This is a genomic window from Candidatus Eremiobacteraceae bacterium, assembly GCA_036511855.1.
Classification (GTDB): Bacteria; Vulcanimicrobiota; Vulcanimicrobiia; order Eremiobacterales; family Eremiobacteraceae; genus JABCYQ01.
The window spans coordinates 51014-63958 of record DATCBN010000017.1 but is presented as its reverse complement, the minus strand read 5'-3'; the positions used below and the strand labels follow the sequence as shown (position 1 = coordinate 63958).

The 12945-nt window shown below is 62.8% G+C and carries 12 protein-coding genes; 7 read left to right on the top strand and 5 right to left on the bottom strand.

Going from position 1 to position 12945, the window contains the following annotated elements; genetic code table 11:
• Positions 1-7 precede the first annotated feature (7 nt).
• Entirely contained in the window at positions 8-838 is an 831-nt protein-coding gene (locus VII69_02940; GenBank protein ID HEY5094053.1) for a M55 family metallopeptidase, read from the bottom strand.
• A gap of 81 nt (positions 839-919) precedes the next feature.
• Here VII69_02940 and VII69_02935 point away from each other — a divergent pair, with 81 nt between their 5' ends.
• The 4 genes from VII69_02935 to VII69_02920 all read left to right on the top strand — a co-directional run bounded on the left by VII69_02935 (position 920) and on the right by VII69_02920 (position 4315).
• Positions 920-1426, top strand: a complete 507-nt coding sequence (locus VII69_02935; GenBank protein HEY5094052.1) for a SprT-like domain-containing protein — start codon at positions 920-922, stop codon at positions 1424-1426.
• Positions 1416-1997 (top strand): UbiX family flavin prenyltransferase, encoded by a 582-nt coding sequence (locus tag VII69_02930; protein ID HEY5094051.1) that lies wholly within the window; start codon positions 1416-1418, stop codon positions 1995-1997. Before VII69_02935 ends, VII69_02930 begins: the two co-directional genes overlap by 11 nt.
• A gap of 310 nt (positions 1998-2307) precedes the next feature.
• On the top strand, positions 2308-3075 hold the full coding sequence (locus VII69_02925; protein HEY5094050.1) for a TIGR00266 family protein: 768 nt from the start codon (positions 2308-2310) through the stop codon (positions 3073-3075).
• Between the two features lie 268 nt (positions 3076-3343).
• Positions 3344-4315, top strand: a complete 972-nt coding sequence (locus VII69_02920) for an ornithine cyclodeaminase family protein (protein ID HEY5094049.1) — start codon at positions 3344-3346, stop codon at positions 4313-4315.
• Positions 4316-4458: 143 nt separating this feature from the next.
• On the opposite strand, the gene efp is transcribed toward VII69_02920, so the two are convergent.
• The 3 genes from efp to der are packed head-to-tail and all read right to left on the bottom strand — an operon-like array spanning position 4459 to position 7046.
• Positions 4459-5019: an elongation factor P gene (efp, locus tag VII69_02915; protein ID HEY5094048.1), complete on the bottom strand. Its 561-nt coding sequence runs from the start codon at positions 5017-5019 to the stop codon at positions 4459-4461.
• Positions 5020-5061: 42 nt separating this feature from the next.
• The gene (gene plsY / locus VII69_02910) at positions 5062-5661 is read right to left on the bottom strand and encodes a glycerol-3-phosphate 1-O-acyltransferase PlsY (GenBank protein ID HEY5094047.1); all 600 of its coding nucleotides are present in this window, start codon (positions 5659-5661) and stop codon (positions 5062-5064) included.
• Entirely contained in the window at positions 5658-7046 is a 1389-nt protein-coding gene (der, locus tag VII69_02905; GenBank protein HEY5094046.1) for a ribosome biogenesis GTPase Der, read from the bottom strand. Before der ends, plsY begins: the two co-directional genes overlap by 4 nt.
• Before the next feature lie 93 nt (positions 7047-7139).
• On the opposite strand from der, the gene VII69_02900 reads away from it, so the two are divergent.
• On the top strand, positions 7140-7949 hold the full coding sequence (locus VII69_02900) for a PEGA domain-containing protein (protein ID HEY5094045.1): 810 nt from the start codon (positions 7140-7142) through the stop codon (positions 7947-7949).
• On the opposite strand, the gene VII69_02895 is transcribed toward VII69_02900, so the two are convergent.
• Positions 7946-9055, bottom strand: coding sequence for an acyltransferase (locus VII69_02895; protein HEY5094044.1), 1110 nt, complete (start codon positions 9053-9055; stop codon positions 7946-7948). The genes VII69_02900 and VII69_02895 overlap by 4 nt on opposite strands.
• Before the next feature lie 57 nt (positions 9056-9112).
• Between VII69_02895 and miaB the strand changes: the two genes are divergently transcribed.
• Entirely contained in the window at positions 9113-10435 is a 1323-nt protein-coding gene (miaB, locus tag VII69_02890; GenBank protein HEY5094043.1) for a tRNA (N6-isopentenyl adenosine(37)-C2)-methylthiotransferase MiaB, read from the top strand.
• Positions 10408-12936: a DNA mismatch repair protein MutS gene (gene mutS, locus VII69_02885; protein HEY5094042.1), complete on the top strand. Its 2529-nt coding sequence runs from the start codon at positions 10408-10410 to the stop codon at positions 12934-12936. Before miaB ends, mutS begins: the two co-directional genes overlap by 28 nt.
• Positions 12937-12945 lie beyond the last annotated feature (9 nt).

Here is a 12945-nt window from a genome sequence, read left to right as displayed (position 1 = left end):
ATGTGCGCTAGGACACCGAGCCGCCCAAGCACATCAGCGCGCGGAAGGCCCGGAATACGGTCATGTAGTCGCTATGGACGAAGCGTAGGGTGCGAGGACCGATCCGGTCACAGCCCGGCATGAGGGCCGCGATGTCGCATTTCGAAGTGTACGTAAATGTGACCTCGAGCGCTATCGGAGGCTCGAATGCGTACGCCTTCGCGCCGCGCGCGCCAGCATCGCGAATGCCGCGCGCGATCCCCGCTTTGATGGCTTCGCGCGATTGCGCCGGCGAAAGCGATGCAGCGGCGTAGCGCCCGATGGCCCGCTTCACCTCGACCGTCTCCGCCCACGGGAGAAATTCACGTGCGTCCGCGCACGCATGCTGATCGCCGGACAGAAAAACGACGGGCACGCCAAACGCCCCGGCGACCGCGGCGTTAAGGCGAGCCTCGCTGCACTTGAGTCCGTTGACTCGCACTTCGTACAACGTGGCATCGGTGTACGTATGATCGAGCACGGCATCCTGAGTGCCGCCCGGGGCATGATAGCCGACAAACGCGGCGGCGTCAAATGTGGGGTCGAGGCCTTGATTCATCGACAACGGCTTCATCGCGCCGCGGATGAGGATGACGTCGGGCGGCAGTTCCTCGTGGATGATGTTCCGCATGTTCCAGTGTGAATCGTTGACGATGATGGCTGTGGCGCCCGCGGCGGCCGCGCCTTCGCACGCGGCTCGCACTTCGCCCGTCATAAGCGTGCACGAGTATGCGTACTCGGGTTGTCCGACCGGATTTGTCTGTTCCTCGGCGGTGATTCCAGCGACACCTTCCATGTCTGCGCTGATGTAAAGCTTCATGCTCTGTAACTTGTGCGTTCGTGTCCTCGCACCTTGCACGGCGCGAGGGAACGTGCGTCGTCATGCGAAAAGCGCGCATACGTGAGGAACATCGCGCTGGCCGCCGAGGCGGCGTTGCCCGCTTTGCCTGAGTTGCAGTTGCTTTTCGCCCGGCTCAATGCGTCACACTTCTGCGCGGAGTTGCCGGCCTATCACATCCGCTATAATCCGCGCATGACGTCCGTCGCCGGACGCATCGTCTACAAACCGGCGGTCATCGAGTTGTCGGAGCCATTGTTGTCGGCCTATCCCGATCACCTCGAGAACACCATGCTGCACGAAATGGTGCACGCGTGGCTGCATAAGCGCGGATTGCCGAGCGGCCACGGGGCGCACTTCAAGCGCAAGATGCGCGACGTCGGGCTCAGCAGCATCTACCATAGCATGCCGATTCCGATCCGCCGGAGCAGCCGCCGCTACGTGCTCGCGTGTCCGTCGTGCGGCGTGGAGTTCGTGCGGCGGCGGCGTCCGGCCGTGCCGGTATCGTGTGCCCGTTGTGCGCCGGCCCGCTACGATCACCGCTTCCGAATGCGGATCCGTGAGGCCTGACGACGTGAAACGCTACGTCGTCGGCATCACCGGCGCGAGCGGATCCGTGTACGGCGTTCGCGCGCTTGAGATCTTGGCCACCCTGCCCGGCGCGGAGATTCATCTCGTGATGTCGCGCTCGGCGGCGCGCACCATGGAACTTGAGACGGATTTCAAGCCGGCGCAAGTCGAGAAGCTCGCAAACGTCGTGCACGACCCGGCGAACCTCGCAGCAGCCATCTCAAGCGGATCGTTTCGGACCGACGGGATGATCGTGGCGCCGTGTTCGGTGAAGACCGCCGCGGCCATCGCGTATTCGCTTAACGACAACTTGCTGGTTCGCGCGGCGGACGTCATGTTGAAAGAGCGCCGGCCGCTCGTGCTGATGGTGCGCGAAACGCCGCTTCACCTCGGCCACTTGCGCACGCTCGCGCGGCTGGCATCCATCGGGGCGTCGATCGTTCCCCCAATTCCAGGCTTCTACAGCCGTCCGCAATCCGTCGACGATATCGTCAATCATTCGGTTGGCAAGGCGCTGGACGCGCTTGGCGTGCCCAACGATGCGTTCGCCCGCTGGACCGGCCGGCTTTAGGGCGCCGCTTCAGCTTTGCGATGGGCCGGCACCATGTATATCTGGCACTGACCCGCGACGGCGCATATTATTGCGGGTATGCCGCGGACCCCGCGGCGCGATTAGCCGTCCACAACGCCGGCCGCGGTGCTAAAATATTGCGAGGCAAACTCCCGGTCGTGCTCGCCTACGTCAGACGCTTTGCAACCAAGAGCGCGGCGTTGAAGTATGAATGTGCGCTAAAGGGGCGGACCCACGCCTACAAGCGAACGCTAGCACGGCGATGGCAGGCGTCTCATCGAAGCCTGAAAACCCGGCATTAGGAGAAGAAATGGACCACAAGATCCTCGGCACAACCATGCCCGTGCTCGAGATGATGCTGCAGCCCGGCGAGACGATCATAGCCGAACCCGGCGAACTGTCGTGGATCTCAGGCAACGTCCAATTGAAGACCTCCACCGCCGGCGCTGGCGCCAAAGGCCTTTTCGGAGCCATCATGCGCGCCGCGAGCGGCGGCGGGCTGTTCATGACGGAATACACCGCTCAGGATTCGCCCGGCATGGTCGCGTTCGCCACCAAGCTTCCGGGCCAGATCATGGCGGTCGACGTGACGCCCGGCAAAGGCTACATGATCCACCGGCACGGATTTTTGTGCGGCACGCCCGGCGTCGAACTTACCATCGGGTTCCAGCGGTCGCTCGGCGCGGGAGTCTTCGGCGGCAGTGGGCTCGTCTTGCAGAAGATCGGCGGCACCGCTCAGGCGTGGGTAGAGCTCGACGGCGAGGTCGTGACGTACGACTTGGCCGCCGGGCAAGGCCTGCTCGTGCATCCCGGCCACGTGGGCATGTTCGAAGAAAACGTGAACTTCGACATCCAAATGGTGCCCGGCATCGCGAACGTCTTGTTCGGCAATCAGGGATTGTTCTTGGCGAAACTCACCGGCCCAGGGAAGATCTGGCTGCAGTCGCTCACGATCAGCGGGCTCGCACATGCGATCGCCCCGTATCTCGGGCACGAGATGACGGGAAACACCGTCGCAGGCGGGGCGGTCGGCGGTGCGGTGGCCGGCCAGGTCCTGAAGAATCTCTTCAATCAGTAGTCGGCCTACGAACGGCCGGCCGTCCAGCCGGCCGAAACCTTTTCGCCCACGGTCCGGTAGTTATGTAACGTGAACCGTTCGACAAAGGGGTGACGCAATGGATCTTGTAATCGCGTTGATCATCGGAGCGACGATCGTAGGCGCATTGGCCCTTCAGACCGTCGCCACGGTCGTTGAAACCCTAGCAAAGCGCGACCAAAAGCGGACCGATTCTTAACGGCTCGGCGCGCGGGTCGCGCTGGCAAGTCTTCCCGGGTGTTAGGTCTGCGTGCTGATACTTTCGGAATTCGACGTCGCCGCAACGCTCTCTATGCGCGACGCGATTGAAGTCGTGCAGAGCGCGTTCGTCGAGCATGCAAATGGACGGGCAGCGTTCCCGTTGCGTTCGGTTGCGTGGGGCGACGAGGGGCTGCTCGGCGCAATGCCCGGATCGGTGCGCGGCGAAAAGCCGGCGTTGGGCGCGAAACTGGTCACGGTATTTCCCAAGAACTCGGCGTTAGGCAAGCACACGCACAATGCCGTGATCGCACTCTTCTCGAGTGAGACGGGCGAGCCGCTGGCTTTGTTGGACGGCCGTTACATAACTGAAATCCGCACCGCCGCCGCGTCGGCGATCGCGTCCCACGCGCTTGCGCGTTCCGGATTTTCCGCGGTCGCGATCTTGGGCACGGGTGTGCAGGCGCGAGCGCACATCGAAGCGATGTGCACGCTCAAGTCGGTCGAGTCCATACGTGTGTGGGGCCGTGATGAGAGCAAGGCATCTGAACTTGCGGCGCATGATTCCGGCGGCGGAATCACCATTAAGGCCGTCGCGTCGGTCGAAGACGCATGCCGCGGCGTGGACGTGGTCTGCACGGTGACAGCCTCAGCCGACCCAATCCTCGACGTGCAGCACGTGGCGCCGGGAATACATATCAACGCCGTCGGCGCATGTACTCCGCGCGCGCGGGAACTCACGTCTGCGCTCGTCGGCCGGTCGCGCATCGTCTGCGATTCTCTCGAGGGGGCGATGACGGAAGCCGGCGACATCGTGCTGGCGATCCGCGATGGCGCGCTTGATCCGCGGCCGGACATCGCCCTTCTCGGCGACATCCTAGCCGGCAAAGTGGCGGGCAGAAGCAGCGCCGGTGAGATCACGCTTTTCGAATCGCTTGGCGTCGCAATCGAAGATCTCGCCTGCGCCGAGTTCGTGTACGAACGTGTGAAGTCTCGCGGCGGCGGCACGGAAGTGAACCTGTAATAGGGGATTGCGAAATGTAGGAGGGTGAGCATCGCTCACCCATTTTTTGCGATGGGCAAGCGATGCTTGCCCTCCTACCAAAGAACGGGGCAAGCGATGCTTGCCCTAGTACGGATTGCCCTCGTACGATAGAACCAACGTGGTTATTGGATGCGCGCGATGTATTTGCGGTCGCGGGTGTCGATGCGGATTTTATCGCCCGGATTGATGAAGAGCGGCACTTGGATCGACGCACCGGTCTCGAGCTTGGCCGGCTTCCCCACGTTTGTCGCCGTATCGCCTCGGAATCCCGGATCGGTTTCAGCGACGAGCAGTTCGATATGATTGGGCAGAGCGCCCGTGATCACGCGGCCGTCGTGAAACTGCACCGTGATGACCATGCCCTCTTTGAGCAGGTCGGTGTTTTCGCCGAGCACGTCGTGGGTCAACGAGATCTGTTCGTAGTTCGACTGATCCATGAAATGATAGTCGTCGCCGGCGCCATAGAGATATTGCATGTCGCGCGTCTCGATGATGGCGCGTTCCAGCATCTCGCCCGCTCGAAACGTCTTCTCGAGAACGTTGCCGCGCAACACGTTCTTGAGCCGTGTGCGCACGAACGCCGAACCTTTTCCAGGCTTGACGTGTTGGAAATCGACGACGGTCCACAGATTATTGTCGAATAAAATCGTGACGCCGGTGCGAAAATCGTTGGTCGAGATCATTGTGCTCCTTTTGGGCAAGCATTGCTCGCCCTCGTACAGGGTCTAAGATCTTTGTCCGAGCTTCAACTCAGTACCGGCGAACAATCGCTGTATATTGGTGGCGTGCCGCCACATCACGAAGACGAGCGCCACAACGCCGAACACGACATACGCGACAGGGGACTTTACCGCGACGAATGCCAGCGGGACTGCGGCGCTGCCGAGGATCGACGCGAGAGAAGCATAGCGGGTGATCAGGACGGTGGCGAGCCACACCACCGCAAAAGCAAGCGCCGCCTGCCAGGCCAGCACCCCGACTACGCCCAAGCCCGTCGCCACGCCTTTTCCGCCACCGAACCGCAGAAAAACCGACCAATTGTGACCGGCGATGGTCGCAAGACCGGTGGCGGCGACAAGCCACGCATCGAGGTGAAGGATCGCGCCGGCCACGAGCGTCGGCGCGATTCCTTTTATGACGTCCCCGATGAGGACGAGGGCTCCGCCAAACTTCCCGAGGGCGCGCATAGAATTAACGGTGCCGATGTTGCCGCTGCCGACTTCTCGCGGATCGACGCCGAATAGCCCGCGCCCCACCAAGATGCCAAACGGGATCGAGCCGACCAAATAGGCACCCAAAAGCAGCGCAACCGCCGTTGCGGTCATACCTTTTCCTCCGCCGCACCTGCGCCGGTGGAAAGAATCATATCTTCGTGAGTCGCGGCATCCTGTTGGACTCGCGGCCGGAACTCCATCTTGATCGGCGTTCCCATGAATCCGAAAGCTTCACGAATGGTATTCTCGAGGTAGCGCTGATAGGAGAAGTGCAGCAACCGCGGATCGTTGACGAAGAAGACGAACTCGGGCGGTGCGGTACCCGCTTGCGTGACGTAGTAGCACTTCATGGCGTTGCCTTTGAACAACGCCGGCGGATGCGTCCGGAAAGCATCGCGGATGACGTGATTGAGGCGAGAGGTCGGCACCCGTTTGCGGCGCTCGTCTGCGCAGGCCGCGACGGTCTCCCAAATCTTGTGGACGCCCTTTTTCGTGAGCGCAGAGCCGAAGAGCAGCGCAGCATACGGCGCGAACGAGAAATCCGCCCGCAGCGCTCCTTCCACTTCAGCGCGGTCAAAGGCAGCCGCGTCGACCAAGTCCCACTTGTTGACCATGATCGCGAGCGCCTTGCCCTCTTCGGTGGCGAGGCCGGCTATCCGGCGGTCCTGCGCCGTGGCGCCCACTTGCGCGTCGATCATCAGGAGAGCGACGTCGCAGCGGCCGATAGCCGTCACGGACCGCAGGCTGCTGTAATAGTCGAGTGCCGGCCCCTGATTGACGTGGCGGCGAATGCCGGCCGTATCGATGATCACGAACCGTCGGCCGTCGCGTTCCGTCTCGGTGTCGGTGGCGTCACGGGTCGTGCCGGGCGTCGCGGAGACGATGGCCCGCTTGTGGCCGACGAGCGCGTTGACCAGCGATGACTTGCCGACATTGGGCTGACCGATGATCGCGAGACGAACGGCGCCGTCGTCTTCGTCGTCGCCCGTCTTGTCTTGGGGCAGCATTGCCACGATGGCGTCGAGCAGATCGCCGCTTTGCAAGCCGTGGACCGCCGATACGGCCATCGGCACATCGAAGCCTAGCGAACAAAACTCGTAGATATTGGCGCTCGAATTAGGGGATTCAACCTTGTTCGCGACGAGGAGCACCTTTTCGCGCTGCGGCCGGAGCAAGCCGGCGACGTCGTCGTCGCCGCTGACCACGCCGGTTTGCGCGTCCACCACGAAGATCACGACATCGGCTTCGCGGATGGCCAGCTCTGCTTGCGCCCGCGTCTGCTCCATGATGTCGTCGACGTCGCCGGTATCGATCCCGCCGGTATCGACGACCGTGAATCGCCGCCCAAGCCACTCCACGGGCGCGTAGAGGCGATCGCGGGTCACGCCGGGGGTTTCCTCGACGATGGCGAGGCGGCGACCGAGCAATCGATTGAACAACGCGGATTTACCCACGTTGGGGCGCCCAACGAGGGCGACGATCGGCGAGGTACTCAAGGGCGGTCATGCTTCGCCGCGCGACCGCGCTCGGCCTCGGTTGCAGCGTGTGTTTGCCCAGGGCGATAGCCACGGCGTTGCGAAAAAACGCACGTGCGACAAATAGCTTGCGCGTTGGTCTGCGCCTGTACGGTCTTGACCGGTTCCGCCATCGGCCGAGCCGATCCGCGTCCGACGCCGGCCGCCACGTTGGCGCCGCATGGGGGTGCGTACGTCACGTCGCTGCCCTCGGGTGCGGAAGTATGGATGGACGGCAACTATCTAGGGCGGACGCCTGCATTTGTCGACGACTTGCTGCCGGGGCATCACTCGCTCACCGTCTCACGCGCGGGATGGAACGTCCAGACCGCCGGAGTCGATGTGAACGTGGGCCAGACCACGCCTATAAGCCTCGTGCTGCAGCGAATCGGCCCGAGTCCCGGCCAATCCGACGCATCGAAGTCGCCGGGTTTTTTGAGCGTGCGAGGGACCGCAGGCGACAACGTGTTCATCGACGGTGCACGAGCCGGCTCGCTGCCGCTCGAAGCGAAGTCGGTGCAAGGCGGCTTTCATATCGTGACCGTCACCGGCAAGTCGCCAGGACGCATCACCCGCGTCGTCGATGTCTTTCCCGACACGTTGAGCGTGATCTCGGTCGCGGCGGCCCTAAGCGGATCGGGCAACTCAGGCGCGACCGATGACGTCCTCGCGTCACTCGCGTCATATCTGCCAGGAGCGAACGTGGCGATCTCCGGCGACGTGATCGCGATCCACGGCCGCGGCATCGAACTGCAGTGTGCGGTGGGGTCGCGCGATTACACCCTCAACGGCAAAGCGGCGACGTTCACCATCGCACCGGCGATGGTCGGCGGAAAGGTCTATCTCCCCCTATCGTTGCTTCAGCGCCTCGCGCCCGCCCACTAGAGCTTGGACGAAAGCGGCGCTGCCGCAGGAGCGGGAGACGGAATCGTGCCGGGAATTCGAAGCAGACGCCGTACGGCATGGAATATGTCCGTGATTTGCGAAACGAGAGTACCCTTAAGCGGCGCAGAGACGAACGGTCGCTCGCAATACCACCAAAATAGCACGCCGGAAAGTACGCCGATAAGCGCGCATGCAAACGGGTTCGTGCCACCGTATTCCCCGTAAAGTGCCATTAATGGATCGTGCAGCAGGTAGATGCTGTACGAGGCGACGCCTATGAAAACAAGCGGTTTGAATTCGAGGATGGCCTGCAGCGGCTTATTCGCGCCGGCCGCGAGAATCAGAAAAAAGAACGGCGCTTGCCACCAGATTTGATCTTGATAGGCGAAATTCAAGTGCCCCTTCGGTTCGAGCCAAAGCGCAGCGAGAAGCGCGGGGACGCAAAGGACGACGGCCCACGCGCAAATCCGATGACGCCGGATGGTCATGTCGGCGGCGACGATGCCCAGCATGAATGCCGGCAGCGTCGCAAGATCGACGATCCTTGTCTCATGGGTCGCATAGAGCACCAACGCGGCGGCCCCAACGGCTGCGAACACTGCCGGCGATCGGATCCAAATCCACAATATTAGCGGGAAGGCCAAATACCAACGGAACTCAACCGCGAGGGTCCAAAATGATCCGACGAGGTTGTTCCCGGGCGTGAGGAACGCGAGTTGCATCAAACCGTTCGCCACCGTTGGCGGCATGATGACGGTCGGCCACGGAAGCGCGTAGCCAGCGGCGACGAATCCGATGGATCCAGCGAGGACAATGACAAACGCGATCCAGTAGGGCGGCACGATGCGCACGATCCGACGGGCGAAGAATCCGGCAACGTCAAAAGGTCGTCCGACACCCTTTCGGATCGCGGCAAGCGTCGGGAAGCTCAGGCAGAATCCCGAAATGACGAAGAAGAGGTCGACACCATGTGCACCTTCGTACATCGCATGATATGGGGCGCCTCCGTTTATGAACGACATGGAGTATTTCGCGGCGTGGCTCAAGACGACGCCGAGCACCGCAATTGCCCGTAGTCCGTCGACGTAAACAAGCCGGTCCTTCATCCTTAGGTATATCGGCTATGCCGGAAACGGTCCGCGACATCGGGAACACGCTTCGCCATGGCTTCAATATACCTTCAGACGTTCGGTTGTCAGATGAACGCGGCCGACTCGAACGGCCTCGCGCACCAGGCTTGGACGATGGGCTGCACGTTCACCAACGACCCGGCGCAGGCTGATATCATCATCCTCAATACGTGCGCGATCCGCGAAAAGGCGGAAACGCGGGTCTACGGCCGCCTCGGGCAACTGAAGCCGTTCAAGGACGAACACCCCGACACAAAAGTGCTCGTGGCCGGCTGTTTAGCAGAAAAAGACCGCGCAATCATGCGCACCAAGGCGCCGTGGATCGACGCGCTCCTCGGTCCGCGCGAATACAATCGCTTCAAACAGTTGCTCACCGAGTGGGGCGTCCCGAGCGACTCGCCTCCGCCCGACACAACTTTCACCATGCCGTCCGCCGAAGACGATCCGGGTCTGGATGGGCCGGCCCAGTACGCGCATTTCCGAGCGCTCGTCAATATCACACGCGGCTGCGAGAAGTTCTGCACGTATTGCATCGTGCCGTACACCCGCGGTCCGCTCGAAAGTCTCGATCCCGATGAGATCGAGAGCCAGGTGCGGCGCGAGATCCGCTGCGGCGCCAAAGAGATCACCTTGCTCGGCCAAAACGTGAATTCGTACTACCATGAAGCGAGCGGTCTGGATTTTTCTCGCCTCCTCATGCGCATCGGCCGCATCGAAGGGCTGGAGCGGCTCACCTTTCTCACCTCGCATCCCAAAGATTTCGGGCCGGACGTCGTCGACGCGCTCGCGCAACTGCCGAACGTCGCACCACGATTGCATCTTCCGGTGCAAAGCGCGAGCAACAGCGTGCTCAAGGCGATGGCAAGACTTTACACGATCGAAGAGTATCTCGAAAAGATCGCATACTTCCGCGAGAAGCTGCCGCGCTGGGCGCTGACCACCGATCTCATCGTCGGCTACCCAACCGAGACTGAAGAAGATTTCCAGTGCACGCTCGACCTCGTGAATCGTGGAACTTTCGAATATGCGTTCATCTTCGCGTACTCGCCGCGCGCGGGCACGCCGGCCGCGACCATGACGCCGCAAGTCCCCGCGGATGAGAAGATCCGTCGTCTGCAGAGGGTCAACACGGCGCAAAACGAGATGATGCGCAAGTTCAACGAATCGTTTCTCGGCGAAACGGTGCGCGTGCTGACGCAAGGGCCGTCGAAGAAAGATCCGACTCGCATGGCCGGCAAGAGCGGCCACAATGCGACGGTGATCTGGCCGCGCGACGCGAGAACCGAGGGCCGCGCGTTCGTCGACGTCGCCGTCGATCAAGCGTTCCAGTGGGGTCTAGCGGGTACGGCGGTGTGACCTCGTCGTTGCGCGAGTTCGCGGCCTCGCCGCTCATCGCGCAGTACCTCGCGCTCAAAGATCAATATCCCGAGGCGCTGCTCTTAGCTCGTGTCGGCGATTTCTACGAAGCGTACGGCGACGACGCCGAAGACCTCGCGCGATCGCTGCACATCATCTGCACGTCCAAAGAAGCGGGCAAGGCCGGGCGCGTCGCGATGGCCGGCGTGCCGTATCACAGCGTCGACTCCTACCTAGCCCGTCTCATGCGGCAACGACGCGTCGTCGCGATCGCCGAACAGATGGAAGCGCCGGACGGCAAGACGCTCGTGCGCCGCGAGATCGTCCGCGTCTTGACGCCCGGCACCGTGCTGGAAGATCAATTCCTCGCCGCCGAACAGGAGAACTATCTGTGCGCGGTCTCGCGCGCCGGCGGGATGACCGCGATCGCCTACGCGGACGTGTCCACCGCGACGGCGGCGCTGACCGTCGTGGACGACGACGACGGACTCGCAGCCGAACTTGGCCGCATCGCGCCGAGCGAAGTCGTCGTCGCCGACGATCGCGAGGCGCTGAACGTGACGCCTCTCGTCGGGCCGAATTGCAGGGTCGCCGCATTCGGCGAAGCTGCAGAATCGCAGGCAGCGCAGTCTCTCGCAGACAGACACGCGCAGTCGATTAAGGCATTTTCACTCGACGAGCGGCCCGCCGCGGCGGCAGCGCTCGACCTCTTGCGCCGTTACCTGAACAGGCTGCACCTCGACGGCGACGCCATCGCCGAAAGCGTCGGAGCGCGCGCATCTTCGGCCATTGGAACACTCGTGCTCGACCCGTCGACGCGGCGCCATCTCGATATCGTCGCAGCATCGGGCGATAACGCAAAGGCGTCGTTGCTCGGTGTGCTCGCGCGCACCAAGACCGCGATGGGCTCGCGTCTTCTCTCCCGCCGGTTGTGCGCACCGTCGGTGGATATCGCAGAGATCCGCGCCCGTCACGATCGGGTGGAAGCGCTCGCCGCTCGCGTCTCCACGCGGCTGGAGCTGCAGCACAAGCTCGCGAGCATCGGCGATGTCGAGCGGATAGTACAGAAAGTGCGCGCGCGACGTGCCGGGCCGCGCGACGCGAGCGCGTTGCGGGCTTCGGTCGTCGCGATGGGCGGTTTGATCGAAGTCTTGGCGTCCGAGCGAGACGATCGCATTCGGGCCTTCTCGGAACTGATCTCAGCCGGTGGCGCACCGGCGACGCTTGCAGAATTTCTAAGCGTCGCGCTCGTCGAGGATGTGCCGCCGACGATCGTTGACGGCGGCGTGATCCGGCCGGATCACAACGCTAGTCTGCGTGAGACCGTGGAACTGCGAACGCGGAGCCGCGATCACATCCTCGCGCTTGAGGAACGGGCGCGAGTGCAGGCCGGCATCAAGTCGCTTAAGATCAAATACACGCAAGCGTTCGGCTACTACTACGAAGTGTCACGCCTGCACTCGGAGCGCATTCCCGCGCATTTCCAACGGCGGCAAAGTCTCGTCAATGCGGAGCGTTTCACCGACCCTGAGCTCAAAGCGCTGGAAGCCGACATCCTCGGCGCCAAATCACGCCAGGTCGCGCTCGAGCGCGAGGAATTCGACGCGGTGCTCGCGCGCATCGACTCGTGTGCCGGCGCGCTCTTGGAGGCCGCCCGGGCGATCGCGCAACTCGATGTCCACTGTTCGCTCGCTCAAGTCGCCGGAGAGCGCCGCTACGTGCGGCCGGAAATGATGGACGAGCGCGTCTATGAAGTCGAGGGCGGCCGCCACCCCATCGTCGAGGCCGTCGGCGGCGTTGATTTCGTGCCGAACGATTGCCGCATGGACGAGAACAAGCGTTTCCTCTTCATAACCGGACCGAACATGGGTGGAAAATCGACCTACCTCCGTCAGACCGCGCTGCTCTCGATATTGGCTCAAGCCGGATCGTTCGTGCCGGCGACGGTGGCCCGGCTCGGCATCGTCGACCGGCTGTTCACGCGCATCGGCGCCGGCGATGACATCGCCTCAGGAAGATCGACGTTCTACGTCGAGATGGCAGAAATGGCGGTGATCCTGCGACGGTGCACGCCACGGAGTCTGCTGCTGATCGATGAGGTCGGGCGCGGCACCGGCACCACCGACGGACTTGCCATTGCCCAGTCGATCGGTGAGTATTTGCTGGGTTTGGGCGACGCGATGCCAATGGTGTTATTCGCAACACACTTCCACGAACTGGTTGGTCTAGCCGCCGCGTATCCGCTTGTGGAGAATCTCCACGTTTTAGTGGCCGAGGGCCGCGGCGGGCCAGTCTTCTCCCACAGGGTCCTTCACGGCGCCAGCAGCCGGTCCTATGGAATCGCTGTGGCGAACATGGCAGGGCTGCCTGAGGAGGTCGTGCGACGCGCACGCGAACTAGCCGATGCCTTAGAGAGTAGGCCTGCGCCTCCGGCGGCTTCCCCGCGCGTCACGCGAGCGGTGGACTCGGGGAGGGCGCAGCTCCGTTTGGACATCACCTGATTCGGATTT

Bases quoted from the DNA above. Each gene is read 5' to 3' on its own strand.
- VII69_02940 (HEY5094053.1), bottom strand. From the start codon at position 838: ATGAAGCTTTACATCAGCGCAGACATGGAAGGTGTCGCTGGAATCACC.
- miaB (HEY5094043.1), top strand. From the start codon at position 9,113: ATGGCTTCAATATACCTTCAGACGTTCGGTTGTCAGATGAACGCGGCC.
- VII69_02925 (HEY5094050.1), top strand. From the start codon at position 2,308: ATGGACCACAAGATCCTCGGCACAACCATGCCCGTGCTCGAGATGATG.
- plsY (HEY5094047.1), bottom strand. From the start codon at position 5,661: ATGACCGCAACGGCGGTTGCGCTGCTTTTGGGTGCCTATTTGGTCGGC.
- VII69_02895 (HEY5094044.1), bottom strand. From the start codon at position 9,055: ATGAAGGACCGGCTTGTTTACGTCGACGGACTACGGGCAATTGCGGTG.
- efp (HEY5094048.1), bottom strand. From the start codon at position 5,019: ATGATCTCGACCAACGATTTTCGCACCGGCGTCACGATTTTATTCGAC.